The following is an 18960-nucleotide window of genomic DNA, read 5'->3' on the forward strand; positions in this document are numbered from 1 at the left end:
ATAAAATCGTTTCAACAATCCACACAACATCCAACTTATGATAGTTAGCATCAACTGCCTTAACATCTTCTTAACAGACCACTTGCTATGGTAAGGAATGACGTTTCCTACCATCTGTTGAGAAGTATCTGTATGTCCATACCTCAAGTCATCAAGACCAATGTGCTAAAAATCAAAGCACCCAACGCCAATACAAAGACCAGCTACCTTAGTAAGCTCTATGATCGTGAGATAAGTCTCAGTTATCTTATTTTCATTGTGGCTTTATATTTGGTAGCGACCGCAAATATTGGGTTTTTTGAGCAGGTGCTGGCTATCTATCCATTTAGCAAAAACATCGGATTCATCCTGTCTATTACTGGTTTGTTGTTTGGACTGATGTGGCTGGTATTACAGCTGCTTTGCTATCGTCCCATTGCCAAACCAGTGTTGATTGCGCTACTGATTACTGCTGCCATCTGTGGTTATTTTACCGATGCTTATGGGACGATATTTGACACAAACATGCTGATCAACAGTCTAGAGACCGATCAAGCAGAGGCGATGGGGTTGTTTGCCCCTAGCATGGTCATTCGGGTGCTGCTACTGGGCGTGTTGCCAGCATTTATCATTAGCAAAATTCGTCTAAAACGCTTTACGTGGCAGCGAGGCATACTACAAAAGACAGCCACGCTGATATTGTCTATCGCAGTCATCGCGGCGTGTCTTTTACCCTTTGGTGACCAGTACGCCAGCTTCTTTCGTCAGCATAAACAAGTCCGTTCTTATGCCAACCCGATCACGCCTATTTACTCTACGATCAAACTTGGCGAAAACTATGTCGATGAGCTACGCCGTCCTGATACTTTGACGCTGCATGCGACAGACGCAAAGCGCGTGGCACCTGCTAATAGTGTGGATGGTAGCGGCAAACCAAAACTAATGGTGTTTGTGGTTGGGGAAACGGCTCGCGCTGATCACTTCGGTTTGAACGGCTATACACGCAATACCACACCGCTGCTCTCAAAGCAGTCAGACCTTTATAGCTTTGAAGATGCTGTCTCCTGCGGAACCTCTACGGCTTACTCCGTACCCTGCATGTTTAGCTATGCAAATCGAACAGACTACGATATCGATACAGCCAAGTATAATGAAAACGTACTAGATACGCTAAGCAAGCAAGGGATCAATGTCATTTGGCGCGACAATAACTCTAGCTCAAAAGGCGTGGCTGATCGCGTTACTTTTGAAAACTACAAAACAGCTGACACAAACCCCAACTGTGATGTCGAATGCCGAGATATCGGTATGCTTGACGGGTTTAATGAACTGGTTAAATCAGGCAGCTCACAGAAAGAGATGCCGAAAGACACGCTTATTTTGCTGCATCAAATGGGTAATCATGGCCCCGCCTATTACCAGCGCTATCCAAAAGAATTTGAAAAATATAACCCTGTTTGCATGACCAATGAGCTGTCTAAATGTGATGCTCAGTCTGTGATAAATGGCTACGATAATGGGATTCGTTATACCGATTATTTTTTGAATAATGTGATTGATACGTTAAAGCCTTATGAGCAAGATTATGATGTGGTAATGGTATATATTAGTGATCATGGGGAGAGTTTGGGTGAAAATAATATCTACTTGCACGGCTTGCCCTATAAGTTCGCACCAGATACCCAAAAACACGTGCCTACGATAGTTTGGTCGCCCAACAGCAATAGTATCGATACTGACAGTCTTTCTAGTATGGTCAATCAGCCAGTGTCACACGATTTTATTACGCCGACATTGCTTAGCTTTTTTGGTATTACGACCGATGAAGTCAAAGGTGCGCCAACCTTTTTTAAAGTGAAGAACTAAATCTGTTTTTATATTGCTCCATCTTTTAGGTAGCTACTATTTTTAGGTCAGCATCATGTACAAGATACTCGTCATTGAAGACAACCCCGATATCGTGGCCAATATTTATGCTTTTTTTGAGCCAAAAGGGTTTGAGTTGGACAACGCACATAATGGTTATAGCGGGCTAACACTTGCCTCAAACAATCGCTATGACGTGATACTGCTAGATGTGATGTTACCGGGTATGGATGGCACGCAGCTGTGCAAAAAGCTCAGAGAAGAGTTGCATGACAAGACTCCCGTGCTAATGCTTACGGCTCGCGATACAATCTTAGATAAAGTCGCTGGGTTTGATAGCGGTGCTGACGATTATTTGGTTAAGCCGTTTTCGTTGGTTGAGCTGGAGTGCCGTATCAAAGCGCTCATACGTCGCACCGAGGACGATCATTTTGCCTACAGTATTGCTGTCGGAGCGCTATCCTTGAACAACAGTGAGCATACTATTATGCGCGACGGACAATCACTGAAGCTTACCCCAACTGGCTTTAAAATATTGCACATCCTCATGAGTGCCGCACCTCGCGTCGTCAGTAAAACTGAGATTGAAGAAAAAGTATGGGGGCTAGATGTACCGAGTAGTGATGCACTGCGCACCCATATGCACAGCGTGCGGGCGCAGGTTGATAAGCCATTTGACACACCTATGATAGTCACAGTACCTGGCGTAGGTTACCAAGTTGTTGACCCTAATAAATCAGCAAGCGCGTAGTCATCATTATAGTATGAATTGAATAAACCTCATCCAATTTACTAATCGACTGACCGTATCGTATTTATCGCTCTATTATATATAGCCCTGTTATATATCGCCTTCTTCTATTAGGTTGTCCCATGCCATGCTCAATATAGACTCGATAGCCAATAAATTCAGACTGTCTTACTTCATATTCGCGTTATTACTGTGCGCAGCTTTTGTCAGTATTTTCTTGTACGCAGAGAGCCGAATAGAGCAAGATTTGGTCAAGGCTCGCCTATTGCAGCAGCTAGAGCTTAGTCAAGAAAAGTACGGTGACCAGCCTATCTATGTCGCTGACCCAGGTATCAAGATTTATCGCTATGACAAAGCACCTACCAGTTTGCAAGCGATAGCCAATGACACGGTGCAAGAAGCCTCTGTCACTGTTAATAAAGCCTCTGGAGCAGGTCATGCCAACCTGCATCTTTTCGCCTACACCCAAGACGGTCAAACCTATATTTTGACTTACCTAGAAAACACCGAAATGGTAATGGAAAATTATCCAGTCTTGGCGATATTTGAGCACCTAGAAGACATATTTGCAGATACGCTAAAAGTAGCCGTTATTTTAAGCTTACTTATCGCCGCTATCTTCTCTCAGTTGTCTTCCAAACAAATCATCAAGCCTCTATTGGATTTGAAGCGAGCTGTCGAAACCGACCATCATAACTTAAGCGATTTAACACATTTGCCATCTGAGGTTGGTGTCTTGGCACGGGCCATCGATGATAAAAACCACAAGTTAGAACAGTACCTCAAGCGCGAGCAACTGTTTACTGGTGATGTCAGTCATGAGCTGCGTACGCCGTTGACTATTATCATGGGAGCTTCTGAAGTGTTGGCCTCGCAATTAGACGCTGACAGCCACTTAAATGAATTTACCAATCGCATCAGCACTACTGCCAAAGAAACTTCTGAGATTATCACCGCCCTGCTTCTACTATCGCGCGCGCCTGAAAAGTTAGACGCACCGCAAACCTCTATCAACAATATCGCTTTAGCGGAAATGCAGCGCCTAAAATACTTACTGCGGTATAAGTCTGTTACTTGTCAGGTAATTGCTGAGCAAGAATACAGCGCTTACGTACGTCCCGAACTACTAAAAATGGCATTGGGCAACCTCATTAAAAATGCGTTTCAATATACCGATGATGGCGAAGTAACCATTACTATCGATGACGAAAAAATTATGGTGACTGATACTGGCTTAGGTATTCCTGAAGCGATGATGCCTTTACTTTATGAACGGTTTGAGCGATTAGAGTCTCAATATAAAGACGAGCAAACAACCCTATCGTCAGAGCATGAGACAAAACATAAGGTTGAAGGGTCAGGTCTAGGACTCAGTATCGTCCAGCGTATCATGTCGCATATGGGCTGGCAGCTCACTCACCAAGCTAATCGCTCAGGTGGTAGCACCTTTAGTATTTATTATAAATAACCTCGTGATAGCTCAAAGACATATTCATTTCCTAATCATAATTACTGATTGGGAAATAAAAATTTAAACACCCATTATGCTTTATTCTCATTTCCCTATATCCTCTTAACGTTTTCTTAACCTCTCCCGTCTTATACTCAGGCTATCTTAATTTTAATAGACCATTAAGAATGCCCTATGAAGCAAATCACTCATACCAACCTTGTAGCCCCATCAGCCGAGCATAGTTCTGTCAACAAAACAGCCCATGATAATGTACTCGCAGCTGACAGCTTTGCAAGTCATGCCAAAGGCAAAACAGGAATCCTCCGCATGATAAGAGCCACTGGTTACTCTATAGATGGCTTTAAAGCCGCATATAAATTGGAAGCGGCTTTTAGACAAGTTGTGTGGCTCAATCTTATACTGCTAGCTGCTGTCATCGTTATGCCTTTTGCGCTTGGTATAAAAATGATGCTGGTCGTCGCTTCTTTTTTATCTTTGATTGTTGAGCTAATCAATACAGGTATCGAAGCCTGCGTTGACCATACTTCAACCGCCAAACACCCGCTCGCAAAAATCGCAAAAGATGTCGGCTCTGCAGCACAGTTCTTAGCGTTAAGTTTGTTAATAGTTTTATGGGTAATGGCATTATCTGCTCTATTTTATTAAAGTCTGCTCTACTTTATTAAAGCATGGCGAGCACTCGCTTAACAGCGAAACGCGCTGCTAGCGCTATCTTAAATAATAAAATGAAGAGCGTATTAGGATCTATCAACATCGCATATACGTTATCGGGTGTAGTCATGACTTCAGAAAACAACGCAGTGACTTGGGACTGGCTAAAACTACTGTGCGTGACCATCATGGCCACCTTGGTTTTTGAGCATAGCCAATTAGACGTACGCATCAGTGAGATTTTTTATAATAATGGTCACTGGCTACTTGAAAAAGGCGCGCAGCCTTATGCATTTATCTTTTATGATTTGCCCAAAGTATTACTGATTCTATTGGCTGTCTACCTCATAGCGGTTTTAATCATCAAGTATAGACAGTCAAGGCTTAATGCTACTGCCCTAAACTGTAATAAGCTCCATCGTAATAAGCTTGATAGATTTCTACTTCCTTTATCTATGCGCGAGATTAGCTACCTACTAATTATATTAGCAGTTGTACCTGCTACCATTGCCACGCTCAAAGGCGTCACCCATGTCAGCTGCCCAAATGACTTGATTGTTTTTAATGGGGATTTGCCCTACCTCAATCTTTGGCAAAACATCGTAGCAGCAACGCCTGCAAGATGCTTCCCAGCAGCTCACGCCAGCGCAGGGTTTTCTTTATATGGATTGGCTTTTTTACCGACATTGAGAAAATACCGCTATCAAATAGTCATATCAGTAACTATTTTGGGCTGGACAATGGGACTGTATAAGATGCTGTTTGGCGATCACTTCTTTAGCCATACATTGGTCTCAATGCTGCTGTCATTAACCATAGCCTGTGCGCTCGCGGCCTTATTTTTTAAACAATCGATTAAAAATAAAGCACACAGCACCAACGACGATAAAAGAAATACTGGTCTTAGCTTGTCTAGCATTGAGCACTCTAACACTTAAAGTTGGCACTTAGGTTCAGTACTTATGCATCAGTACTTAGCTTCAATACTTAGAATTGACGTTCAGACATGACAGAGTCGTTCGTTATCTCTTTACTAAAATAGCACTACTAAGTATTTGAAAAACCCTGTATAAATAATAAACAATCACTGGCTTATTGTTAAGCAAACGCAAGGATAGCGCTTGTGAATAAGCTATTCTATTTCAGTAACTTGCAAAGGAATGCAGCTATGCGCTTGTTGTTTATTAGGCCAAAATCATCGCATATCTATTCTTTTCTGACCATTCCATTACTACTCATAGGCGCTGCAAATAGCAGTCAAGCTGCCAGTTACGCTATTAATCCTGCCAGCACTCATATTCGATTTGCTATCGAACGCTTTAAAGGTTCAGCCACGACTGGTGGCTTTTACAATATCAAAGGTCAATTGCAATACGATCCAAACTTAAGATCAGGTGATATCTCATTAATCATACCGATAAACTCTTTAAATACGGGCAACCCTTCTTTTAATAATAGTCTAACGGGGCCTGAATTTTTTGATATGCAGAGATTTCCTTCAGCATATTTCGAATCGACAAAATGGCATTTCAATCAAGATAATAGAAGCCCGCAGGTTACTCGGGTAGATGGACAGCTGACACTGCATGGCGAGACACACCCAATTAGCCTAACCGCGACTAAGTTTAATTGTTATCTAAACACGAGCATCAGAAAAAATGTTTGTGGGGGTGAGTTCACTGCTACGATTAATCGCACAAAATGGAATATCAATAAATTCGCTTGGTTCGGACTGACCAAAAACCTTGACTTAAGTATCAAGGTCGAAGCCGACAGACAGTAGTATTTTTAATGTTTCGCCATTGTCTGAATGGATACTGGTAGTGATTTGCAGAAAGCTTAAAAAGGAATTAGACATGATTCATCGGTATTATAAGAGTATTGCGAAACCACTTTCTGCCGTCATGCCAGCATTGTCATTTTCTTCGATAATAACACTGACGCTGACATTAACGTTGGGATTCAGCTTAGTGTCTACCGTCGTGATGGCAGGCACGGTCAGCCTGCCAATAGACACTTTGCCCAGTCGAATAACCCTACCAAATGTCAGCCCAGCCAATAGTGCGCTTGCCAATCGCGGGGCTTACGTGGCTCGTACCGCCGACTGTATGGCTTGCCACCGTGATGACTATAGTGGCGGCGTACCAATTGAGACACCCATTGGCAATATCTACTCGACCAATATTACACCGTCAACGCGCTATGGCATCGGCAACTATACCGAAGCCGATTTCAAAAAGGCTTTGCAAAAAGGTCGTACACCCAACCATCAGCTTTATCCTGCGATGCCTTACCCGTCTTATCATGGCATGACAGATGAGGATATCAGCGCCTTATTTGCGTACTTTCAGACCGTACCTATCGTAGACAAACCCCCTGAAAAAACCACGCACCTGCCTTTCCCATTGAATATCCGTAGCCTAATGCTGGCATGGAATGTCATCAACGTACCATCTACCGAAAACCGTTCAGGGCTGACGCAAACCCAGCAACGTGGTGAATACCTAGTCAATAACTTAGAACACTGCGGCACCTGCCATACCCCGCGCAACCTAACCCAAGGCCTTGATAAAGACCGTTATTTATCTGGGGCGCCACTTGGTAAATGGTTTGCACCAAATATCACCCCTGACAACGATACGGGTATCGGCCTTTGGAGAGAAATGGATATCGTAACTTACCTGCGTACAGGCACTCTTGATAAGCGCGCTTACGCGGGCGGCCCGATGGCAGAAGCAGTGGCGCATAGTACGCGTTATCTCACTGATGAAGACCTTATAGCGATGGCTGACTATTTAAAAGTCGTCCCAGCCATTAAGACCGATGATTATTTGATACCTGTCAATGTCTCTCGTCTACCGCAACCAGTCAGTAACTCGATTACTTATGACTTGCTAGAGCAGAAAGACTATCTGGCGCGTGCCAAAACCAATACTGTCAGCAGTGCCAACAATAGCGGTCTGAACAGCAACACGCCAAAAGAGTTGTATCTGACACATTGCGCTAGCTGTCATGGCGTCGACGGTTACGCCCAGCCCGATGCACGCTACGCCTCCATCGTTGGTTTGAGTAGTATTCGCCGCGTAAAACCTGATGCACTAATTGTTGTGATTGCTTTTGGCGCGAAAGGTGCCTTTAACACAGCACCAAAAATGCCCGGCTTTTCAGAAGATTTAAGCTCTGCACAAATCGCTAGCATCACTAACTACGTACGAGTTAAATTTGGTGGTTTACCAAACAGCGATGTCAGCGCGGCGGATGTCACGCGCGTGATAAAAGAGAAAAGCTAGCTATAAAGAATAGGCATAAATTAGTATTTTCAATAACACCGCAAAGACTCAGCACGATAAGGATAATCCTATGAATGACCTGCTCCAATCTCCCACACGGCGACAACTGCTCTCAATGATAGGCAAGACGGCAGGCGCGACCGCGATGTATCAAGCGATGACTACGTTAGGGTTTGCTTCTGAGTCGAGCTTCAAAGAAGAGATGAATCTTAAAGGCGCACCGGCTGGCGCTAGTATCGTGATATTGGGTGCAGGGTTGGGCGGTCTGACTGCCGCCTATGAGCTACGCAAAGCAGGCTACAAAGTGACCGTGCTTGAGTACCAAAACCGTGGCGGTGGCCGTAGCTGGACGCTCAATAGCGGTGACAAATACACTGAATTAGGTGGTGCTGAAGTTACTTGCGACTTTGAAAAAGGCAATTACTTCAATGCTGGTCCATGGCGATTGCCTATTCATCACTACGCGGTCTTTCATTACTGCAAAAAGTTCGGTGTGGCATTGCAACCCTTTATCCAAACCAACGACCGAGCTTATCTACACCGTACCAATCACTTCAATGGTGCGCCGCAGCGCTTGGGTGAGGTGCAAAGCGATATTCGCGGTTATGTATCAGAGTTATTGTCCAAAGCCGTCAATACAGGCAACCTCGATAGTACGGTCAATAAAGAGGATAAAGAAAAACTCCTCGAAGGACTAAAAGGCTGGGGCGTGCTAGATAACAACTATCGCTATGTCAAAAGCCATGAGACGGGTAAGCATCGCGGCTATAGTGTGTATCCGGGTGGTGGATTGATGCTGGATGCCAAGCCATCAACGCCAATACCGATGGATAAGCTACTAGACTCAGGCATGTGGTCGGACATTTATAGCAACTATACCGTGCATGTGCATCAACCTACTATGTTTCAACCTGTCGGCGGTATGGGGAAAATCGGTGATGCATTCACGCGCGAGTGTCGCGAGATGATTACCTTCAATGCCAAAGTCACCAAAATCAATCAAGACGAAACTGGGGTCACCGTTGACTATGTCGATAGCAATAGCCCTGACGGTGCAGCCAAAACAGTGCGCGCGGATTGGTGCATTTGTACGATTCCTTTGTCCATATTGACTCAAATTGACATCAATGTCTCCGCGCCAATGAAACAAGCAATGGCAGCCGTTCCTTATGACAGCTCGTATAAAGTGGGCTTGGAGTTCAAACGACGGTTTTGGGAAGAGGATGAATGGATCTATGGCGGTATCACCTATACTGATCTGCCGATCACCCAAATCTCTTATCCCTCACAAAATATGTTTAGCACAGGCTCAGGTGTGTTGCTTGGTGCTTATGGATTTGGGGAAGCTTCATACAAGTTCAACTCGTTGACACCCAAAGAACGTATCAATGCCGCGCTCGCCTATGGCAAACAGATTCATCCGCAATATACCAAAGAGTTCCGTTCGGGCACGTCTGTCGCATGGCACCGTATCCCTTGGTCGCTTGGCTGCTACGGTATTTGGAGCGAGTCAAGTCGTGAGCAGTACTACGATACGCTTTGCGAGATTGATTACCGTATCGTACTGGCAGGTGAGCACTGCTCACATATTCCTGCTTGGCAAGAAGGCGCGATACTATCTGGTATGGATGCCGCCAAACGCTTACATCAAAAGGCCAAAAAGCTTGGGTAGCACGTATTTAAATAACGAAATTTTAGATGATAAGCTGTTGGATAATCAGTCTGGCGTTGAAGCAAGGAGGATAACAATGAGACTAAGCACATTAGGAACAATTATGAACGTAGTGACAGCAAACCCAATGAAATCATCTAGCTCGCTCAGATCGAGCAAAGCAATAATGACGCTCATGGTTGGTGGGTCGATAGCGTTAATAACGTTGTCAGGCTGTAGTCAGAATAGAACCAAAAACGCAGCTACTATTGCTAGCCAGCAAACAGCTCCCATGGTGTTTGACAACAATTTCGACCATCAGGCCAGTCGCAATCAGGGCGCATGGGGCGGCGTATATATGTCCAAAGCAGAATTGGCTGAACCTACTACCAATATAGTCGATATACGCTCAATACCAAAGATGAGTGAAGATGCCAGCATGCAGCAGTGGCTCACTAAATTTGAAGGCAGCACACAAGGCAAGACGGGGTTCTTTACCACCAATGGCAAAAAGCTCTACGATGACTCTTGTGCAGGTTGTCATATGCAAAAAGGTGAGGGTGCATACGGCGCAGGCTATTATCCGCCACTAGCTGACAACAGCAAGATGCAATCGAAATACTATATTATTAGTGTCGTTATCAATGGTCTACGCGGCATGCCATCATTCCACCGCATGATGAGCGATGAGCAAATAGCAGCCGTCACACAATACGTGCATAGCGATCTAAATAACTTCACAGATACAGTGACTCCTGCCAATGTCGCACAGCTACGCCATGACTTCCCACCAGGGTCAGACCCTAGTGAGTGAGTTTACAAGAATCGCTATTAATAGAGTCAATATAACTTTACATACCAAAATACATCTAGAAAAAGCCATAATGTGAATACAAAAAAACGCCACTGGATTGAATCCAGTGGCGTTTTATGAAAAATCAAAATCTGTACTAGGTGAATAAACCTATAGGATAGTAGTATTCACATCAGTCTGAATCAACAGATCATGGTTACCATTGGTATCAGAGAAGCTATACACATTATAGTTGATACCGTCTTGAGTGGTAGTACCGCTATTTGCCCAACCTGTCGCAGTAAGACTCACGCTATCATCACTGTCACCATTGATAATTAGGTCCTTATCGGTCATGACCGTATCATTGATGATATCAAGCACATCACTGGTCGACAGATTGGTAAGTGACTGAGCACCATTACCCGTCATATCGATAACCTCAATACTTTCAAACTTAGATGAATCGAAAGTGCCAAAGTTAATTGTGGTATTTTCTTCATTAATGAGTAACGTATCAATACCGTCACCACCATTGATAACTAAGTCAGCAGCATCAAATATTATCGTGTCATTACCCGTTCCACCATTTAACGTATCGGCACCAGCACCACCATCTATCGTGTCGTCATCGGCTCCACCACTAAGTATATCATTGCCTGATCCACCGCTAAGTATGTCATCGCCCGTACCACCGTTAATGGTATCGTTACCGGCATTGCCAGTTAAAACATCATCTCCCGCATCGCCATTGAGGGTATCTTTGCCGCTGCCACCGATAAAGGTATCATTCCCATCACCACCAGAGTATTTAACAGCGGCTGTTTGATTGACTGAAATTAAAACATCATCTTCAGTCGTGCCGTTGAAAATCAACGTTGGGGCAATATTAACAGGAAGGTCTTTTGCAGCTATGGTCAGATTATTACCGTTTGCCGATTCAACCGTTTGCAAGCTAATCTGTAACGTACCCGTATACGGTGCGGCTGATTTGACAAGCAAATCGTTCAGTTGCGATGGTGTGACGCCTATAATGGTATAAGTGCCAGTAGCCGCATCAAACGTAACATTGTTTATAGCAGTGCCACTTTTAGTTTTTACATCGAGCACATCACCATATAGGTTGGTGCCCGTCAGTATCACATTGACCGTTTCACTACCATCAATATCGACCATAGCCGCGTTTAAGTTAAGTGATGTCCACTTGCCTTGAGAGCCAATCACAGAGCTAGGACTGAACTCGATAGCATCAGCAACTGGCGTCACATCAAGCGTAACGCTAAGCGGAGTACTCACTAGGCCACTATCACTAATCACACTCATTTCAATACCCGTAACGACACCGCTTTCATTTTCTGGCGCCGAAATAAAGATATTATCCGTGCCAGCTTGCAGTTTACTCGCATCGATTGACCATGAATTATTATCAGCGTTAGTTGGTGACACACCATTATTACTGGCTAAAACTAGATTTCCTGACGCATTGGCATAATACACTAAGTAACCATTAGGTACGTTATCTAGGCTGATAGCAGCGGCGCTATCCTCCACAACACCTCCACTGCCATCGCTGTCACCTTGAATATCACTTAAACTAATCTCATAAGGTATGGCTATTAGGGTATCTTCATTACCTGTAGCAGTCACTGTTAAAGGGTCATTATCTCCATCATTATTACCGACCCCAGCGATACTAAGCGCATCTGGCTGCGCAGCAACGCTAACATCATAGCTGTGCTGATACGTGATGATATTACCATCATCCGTTCCGGAAACATTGGTCACTTCTTTGTGATCAGCATTTACAGTAATGGTAGCACTACCATCAGCATTCTCAGCAGGGGTATATTGAACGATAACGCTATCAGGAGGATTAACTAAGTCTCCTGCACCATTGTTTAGATCAACTATATACTCACCGTTATTATCTGGTGTCAACGTTATACCGTTATATGTTAATACGCCAGCAGTGCCTAATCCTGTCGTTAATCCTGTTTCATCGATCTTAATATACAACTTACCATCAACTAGCGACACATAATCGCCATCCGCAGTATTGGTTAAATTGATATTAATCGCGATCGGCGCGTCTTCATCGGTTGACACGATTGAAGTCTGACCATCGTTATCAAAAGCATCGGTGACAGGTTTGATTTCAACTTTAACATCATCAATTTTGAGATTATCGTCTAAGCCTTCATCATTCAAGGCTGTAAACCCAACATCGAAGACAAGCTCTTGACCGACTTCATTGGTGCTAAAATCAGTAGGCGGCGTCAGTGTTATTGCTGCTAGTGCTTCATTAGGCGTTAAGTTAGCGCTCGCCTCTACACTGATAATCCATTGGCCTGCAATCTTCTGCACCTGCACGTCTGGATTGCTACTGGTCAATACCGTGTCGTCTGGTAAGTCGGTCAATGTGAAACTATAAGCACTCACTGTACTTTCAGCTTCAGAGTTTAGCGTCGCATTGATTAAAGTAGACAATACAATAGCGGCATCTTCTGGCTGAGGTACCGAGGTGACTGTCAGCGTATTGATCAAGTCTGGATCTACAGGGTCTATACCACCAGTACCGTTTCTTGCTAGCGTAAGTTTAAAGATTTGGCTGTCACGTGCTTCATTACCGTTAATACCCTGCCCGTTAATATCTTGGTTAAAACCAACCACCGTAATGTCATAGATATCTGGACGTATGTTGACTATGTTGGTATCTCTGATGAATACCAACTCATACTCTGGTGCTGGTGCCGCACCTGTTATCGCCGTATCTGGTACATCGACATACCAAGTATTACCAGCCAATATACCGCCTTCTACTCGAATACCAGCCGGCACGTTGCTGATTTCTAGACGGGTAAAGCTTTCTGAGCCATCTTGATCAGGTGAGGTTAATGAAACTGTAACCGAGGCTGTATCATTTGAGCCACTATTGTCGATAGTGTTATTAGGAGCCGTGTCCCCTGGCAATGTTATAGCCGTCAATGTTAGAGTCGGTTGGTCAGTGACAGCTTGGAAAGTAACATCTACTGATTTGCCAGTAATGACTGGTGATGTTGTGGTAATGGTTGAACCATCTGTTAATGTAGCCGTGTCGGTATACGTGTAATCAAAAGGTATGCTGACATCATCATCACTATGACGCTTGTCATCATCGTACATAATCTCAATGCGCTGATCTGGTGTATAGATATATGTCTCACCTGCCACTAGCGTAACTTCAATATTATCAACACGCAATGCGACTTCCCTGCTGATTAAGTCATCAGCTTTTAGAATTATGGTTTCTAATGCCTCATAACCAGTCGCAATATTTACCAGTGCTGTCGTGTCTGTACTAGTGTAAACAGAAAGGAAATTGACAGTCGTCCAAACATCCTCTGTCGCTAGCACTTGTGGGTTAGCCACTACACTGTCAGTCGCATCTGGTGTTATTAGCACCGACACATTTTGAGTATTATGCGTGGCACTATTACCAGAGACGGTTTCAGTGGTTGTACCAGTGATAGTAAAATCGACTTCACCAGCGAAGTTGCTAGGCGTTACCAGTTCCGCTGTACCATTTTTTAGTGCATCTAAAGATACAGACCAACTGCGTGTGAGGCCGCTACCACCTAAAAATACGGCACCTGTAATATCAAACCCAGTTGGCAAACCGGTCACTTTATAAGTGACTTGTTCGGCAGTGGGTACATTGCTGTCGTAAGCAGCAATATTGGCCGAATCAGAGAAGAACTCTGATAACGCAATATTACCAGCATCTTCAGCACCTACGTAGGTGTAATCCTTAGTGGTTTCTTGACCATCAGTAGCTGTTACTGTAGCGGTTTCAGTGGCTAGCGTATCATTCAATATAAGATCCGCCTTGCCGATAACGGCAACCGGTAAATTGAGTATGGCGCTAGATGCACTGATATCACCATCACTTTCTTCACTCACTGCAGACACTTTCAGATTGACTGTACCACTGTAGTTTTCAGCAGGAACAAAATAAAGGCTAGTCACGTCATTGGTATAGTTATTAATAATGGCTGTCTCGGTGACTTTACCAGTAGCGGTGTCAGTAACTGTGTTAGTAGGTACCAACGTTGAAACACCTGATGCATTAACAACATACAGCTGCGCGCCTACTGGAATATCTGTGATGGTTACGTTATAAATCTCAGAGCCATCATCATCACGCGAGCTTGGGCGAATTTGCAACGCAATACCATTCGTCGGATTAACGACAGCAGTCGATGACCCGTCACGCATATTGCCACCCGCGAGTGCTTGATCTTCATTACCGTAAGCTGGGTCAACGCCTAGTGAGACACTATCAGCCACACCTGCTACTTTAAATGTCAAATAGCTTTCACCACTGATGGCCTCGACATCCATGCCTGTATCTTCATCATAATCTATAGTTTTGGCTTCTACTTTGACCGCGGTCTCGGTACCACTAGCAAGGTTGAAGTCACTATAATCTTCTGGCGAGATAACAGTCACACTATTAAGATAGGCAGCTGGAATATCAACACCAGTACCACTATCAGTTAAAGTAATAGTGCTAGTACCGTCACTATAAGTGAAGACCGCGCCTTCAACTGCCTCAAAGCCGCTAGCATTTTTATAACCAAACGTTAGGTGAGCATAAGTCTGCTCAGAATCCTGAGGATTATTCGTATGGCTTTCTTGTCCAAAGTCGACCGTATCATCTTGGTTGGTCCAGCCAGTGAGCAATGTAAATGCACCATCAACACCAAGGCTGAAAGCGATTTCTTCTTGTGCAACATTCGTATATTCATGGTCTGGATTGATGGTTAGATCGGCTGTGCCATCACCATCAATATCTTCACCAACTTTTTCAGCGACTGGTGTAATCGTAACCGTCTGGGTCAATTCTGTTGTTGTACTAATCGAAACAGCACCTAAACCTCCGTCATCATCCAAATCTGCACTAGTTACTTCAAAAACAATGTCAGTATCTGTTGAAGATTGCGCAAGTGGCGTGAGCGATAAACTACTTAAGTTGGAAGTGTCTGTAATAGTAATAATAGATGTAGGAGTGCCATCACCTACTTGCATAGTGGTACCGTCGCTATAAGTCCAACCTACTGGCAAGGTAAACCGAATCGCAGTGATGACTTCTTGAGTAAGGCTACCACTCGACTGATTATCTAGCACTTGGAAGTTGAATTCATCTAGCGTGATAGCCGTGTCTTCAATAGTTGCAACATCGTTCGCAGTCACTTGTCCCGCGACAGGCGTCACAGTCATATCTACTGTCACCGTACTGATCAGTTCAACCGTTTTGTTTCTTGGGGTCGAGTCAGTATCATGGTCTTGGGTGTATAGAGATACCTCGATATTCCTCATATCGAGTGAATTATATATGGCTGATTTAATACTGATCTTAGGTTCTGAGCCGCTACTCACAGCCAGTGTAGTCGATGTAGGTGAAATGGCATTTACACCGATCAATACTTCACCGCTACTGTTAGCAGTGTACTCAGTGACGGTGTTACTGCCCGCAGGAGTAAATGATATGACCGCATCTGGCTGTAAGCCACTAATAACAAACCCGTAAGTCTCACGATTATTGCCACTACCTACCAAATCACCAAATGCAGTGGTAATTGGCAAGACAACAGAGTCGCCTTCTTGGGCACTCACGGTATAAGTACTACCAGACACAACTCCTGTATCACCTACCACTGTAGTATAGCCAAAGGTACTGACATCATCGCTAGCAGCATTATTGCTACTGCTGTCGGTCACTGCTTGCACGTCAACCTTTATCGTTGTGCTAGACGCAGCGCCTGCCACCCCTGAAACGATAGCACCTGTGCTATCGACCTCATACTCTGTCACTGCCATGCCAATAGTGATATTGGCGGCACTATCTTCAGGTGGTGTTAGTTCGATCGCTTCAAATTCAGCCCTTGTCATGGTGATAGTCGACGCATCTTGTCCTAGTGGATTAACAACAGTGGGGCCATCACTCAATAAAATCGTAATCGTTTGATTGGCAGTGGTTGTCATAATACTGCTACTACCATAATCTAAGGTCACACCTCTAGGTATGCCAGTTAGGGTGATCAAGCCGATACGTTCAGGGCTGTCATCTGTATTTGCCGTGAGATCATTGGCATCGTTAATGATAGGTGCTTTTAGCCCTAGTAACACAGCGGTATCTTCGTTCGTTGTCACTGATACAGCTGATAAAGTAGGCGCATCTGAGACTGGCGTCACAGTAATATCAAGCGTCTCAGAACCCGATGATCGGTTAGGATTACCGACTGGCAAGCCGTTTGACACATTAGCCGTAATGGTAGGGATAGTGCCACTATAATTGGCAGTTGGGGTAAAGATGTAGCTGCCGTCACTATTCATAGTGATTTGCCCCACTATATTTCCATCTATAGTCACAGGCATTGCGGTATTTGTACCTGCCGTTACAGGTACTACCGTGCCATTAACCTCATAACTCTCTATCGTCAGCATCTCTCCAATATCAGGATCATCATTATCATTGGTAAAGATATTGCCAGTTAAGGTGCCGTCTTCGAGCATTGTCTCACTATCATTAACTAGAGCAATGCCGTCGTTTGTACCTGTAATCGTGACTTGGATATAGCGAATATCACTGGCACTGAGTTGATTGCCATTAGCGGCAGTCGTGATCCCTTCATTATCATTGACTTGTACAGCATAGCGAATCGTTACCGTCTCACCAGGCGGAATAAAGTCAAGCGCAGTAGAAGAAGCATTAATATTCCAACTCGCCTCATTGTTAGACGTTGATGGTTGATTCACGCTAAATATATTTTCTAGTGCCGCTTGTTGGTCTGCTGTTAATGACGTCAATGCGGTATTAGAACCAAAGGTAAAGATGTTTTGATTTGTTAGATAAATGAGTGTTAACTCATTGCTCGTATCAACGTCAGTAAAGTTGATGATACCTGTTTGCGTAATAACAGAGGCATCTGTCTGCTCTGTGATTTGTCTGCTGTCTATGACGCCATTTAGACTGGCACCATTGGTGATTTTTGGTCGGTCATTGGTACCGGTAATGGTGATGGTCAGCGTTGAGTTTGCTAACTCACCATCTTGGTCTCTAAAGCTATAGGTAAACGTCTCCGTCAACGTCTCACCTATTGCCAGTGCTTGTACGTCCGTATTGCCGTTGCTGAGCGCGTAGTTGTAAGTACCGTCTGGGTTTTTAGTGATACTACCGTAGCTTGCAAACTCTGTACCCCAAGTGAAGCTTTGAGTCGGTGTGTTGCCCAAATTATCATTGGTTAATACGTTACCAGAATTTGAACCAACGCTCACATTTTCGATTAAGCTTAATGTGTCTGCTACTGCTACTGGCACGATGTTGTCGTTCACCCCGCCTGGAGTCGTACCATCAGTCGTACCATCATCATAGATCGTAGTGTTTACAGTATTGTTTACAGGATCAATAGTTACGTTACCTGTCGATACTGGTGCAATACTCGAAATGCTGACAGTAAAGTTCTCAGGGCCTTCAAAATTTGTGTCATCAATTAATGGCACTGTAATGTTGACTGATGTTTGGCCAGCTGGAATAGTGACCTCTTGGGTAACAGGAGCGATGTAATCTGTGCCATTACCGGTTGCAGAGCCTGCAGCAATACTGACGACCACACTAGTATCAAGGGCGCTTGGATTACTTAAACTGACCGTATAAGTAGCCGTATTTGCCGACCCATTGGCTGCTGTTTCACTTAGGTTTTCTGTACCTGTGATGCTGACCACTGGCTTATCACCATCAGTGGTGCTGCCGTCATTGGGGTTCCCGTTATCTTCATCAAACACGGTGCCTGTGGCACTGGCATTACTGCCAAAAGTGGCATTGGACGCATTGCTGATCGTAAGTACGATGTTTTCTGATTGCTCATAAATATTGTCATTAATCACAGTGACTGTAATAGCAGGGGCGCTCGTGCTACCTGCTGGTATCTTGACACTATCGCCATTCGTGAGAAAGTTTTGAATATCGGCAGTATTGTTCAGCGTGATCACTGCACCAGTGGCATCGGTATAGCTGATGCTGGCAATGTCAGCAGCGACTAGTGTACTACTGCCTAAACTAACCTTGACGGTGGTATCAAAATTACTGAGGTTATTCTGAGCCACAGTAAAGACTAAGGTATTGTCTACCCCCTCAACCGCTTGAGCATCAGTGCCAGTAATACCAACCACGGGTTTGTCACCATCGACTTCATCAGTAACATCATCTGGGTTATTCAGGTTGTTGGTGTTGACGCGTTGGTCTTCATCTAGTATGACACCGGTGGCACTGCCTGTACCAACCGTGGCGGCCGTTGGGCTGCTTGTCGGTATGGCAATATTAAGAACCAAGTCTTCTGAGCGCTCATACACCACATCATCAATCACAGTGACCGTAATCGCAGGTGCACTCGTGCTGCCTGCAGGTATGGTGACCGTGGCACCATTTGTCAGGAAGGCTTGGATGTCAGTCAGGTTATCCAACGT

10 protein-coding genes are annotated in these 18960 nt (G+C 44.4%); 9 read left to right on the forward strand and 1 reads right to left on the reverse strand.

Translation table 11 applies throughout. The features are described 5' to 3' along the window. The first annotated feature begins 132 nt into the window (after window positions 1-132). From SJY28_RS13440 to SJY28_RS13480, 9 genes are all read left to right on the forward strand, one after another. Window positions 133-1845, forward strand: a complete 1713-nt coding sequence (locus tag SJY28_RS13440) for a phosphoethanolamine transferase (RefSeq protein WP_379544863.1) — start codon at window positions 133-135, stop codon at window positions 1843-1845. Between the two features lie 55 nt (window positions 1846-1900). Then, window positions 1901-2596, forward strand: coding sequence for a response regulator transcription factor (locus SJY28_RS13445; protein ID WP_379544865.1), 696 nt, complete (start codon window positions 1901-1903; stop codon window positions 2594-2596). Window positions 2597-2723: 127 nt separating this feature from the next. Further along, a complete protein-coding gene (locus SJY28_RS13450) occupies window positions 2724-4064 on the forward strand; it encodes a sensor histidine kinase (RefSeq protein ID WP_379544866.1) in 1341 nt (446 codons plus the stop codon). A gap of 177 nt (window positions 4065-4241) precedes the next feature. Beyond that, window positions 4242-4715, forward strand: coding sequence for a diacylglycerol kinase (locus SJY28_RS13455; RefSeq protein ID WP_379544867.1), 474 nt, complete (start codon window positions 4242-4244; stop codon window positions 4713-4715). 134 nt (window positions 4716-4849) lie between these two features. Continuing rightward, window positions 4850-5659, forward strand: coding sequence for a PAP2 family lipid A phosphatase (locus tag SJY28_RS13460; protein WP_379544868.1), 810 nt, complete (start codon window positions 4850-4852; stop codon window positions 5657-5659). A 230-nt stretch (window positions 5660-5889) separates the two neighbouring features. Further along, a complete protein-coding gene (locus SJY28_RS13465) occupies window positions 5890-6504 on the forward strand; it encodes a YceI family protein (RefSeq protein WP_379544869.1) in 615 nt (204 codons plus the stop codon). A 121-nt stretch (window positions 6505-6625) separates the two neighbouring features. Further along, window positions 6626-8011, forward strand: a complete 1386-nt coding sequence (locus tag SJY28_RS13470; protein ID WP_379545009.1) for a c-type cytochrome — start codon at window positions 6626-6628, stop codon at window positions 8009-8011. Between the two features lie 70 nt (window positions 8012-8081). After that, a complete protein-coding gene (locus SJY28_RS13475; protein ID WP_379544871.1) occupies window positions 8082-9683 on the forward strand; it encodes a flavin monoamine oxidase family protein in 1602 nt (533 codons plus the stop codon). 166 nt (window positions 9684-9849) lie between these two features. Further along, window positions 9850-10476, forward strand: a complete 627-nt coding sequence (locus SJY28_RS13480) for a c-type cytochrome (protein ID WP_379545011.1) — start codon at window positions 9850-9852, stop codon at window positions 10474-10476. Between the two features lie 150 nt (window positions 10477-10626). Here SJY28_RS13480 and SJY28_RS13485 read toward each other — a convergent pair whose 3' ends face one another. Beyond that, window positions 10627-18957, reverse strand: coding sequence for a Calx-beta domain-containing protein (locus SJY28_RS13485; protein ID WP_379545012.1), 8331 nt, complete (start codon window positions 18955-18957; stop codon window positions 10627-10629). Between the last annotated feature and the right edge of the window lie 3 nt (window positions 18958-18960).

It is taken from the genome of Psychrobacter sp. R86515 (assembly GCF_042466315.1).
Lineage (GTDB): Bacteria > Pseudomonadota > Gammaproteobacteria > Pseudomonadales > Moraxellaceae > Psychrobacter.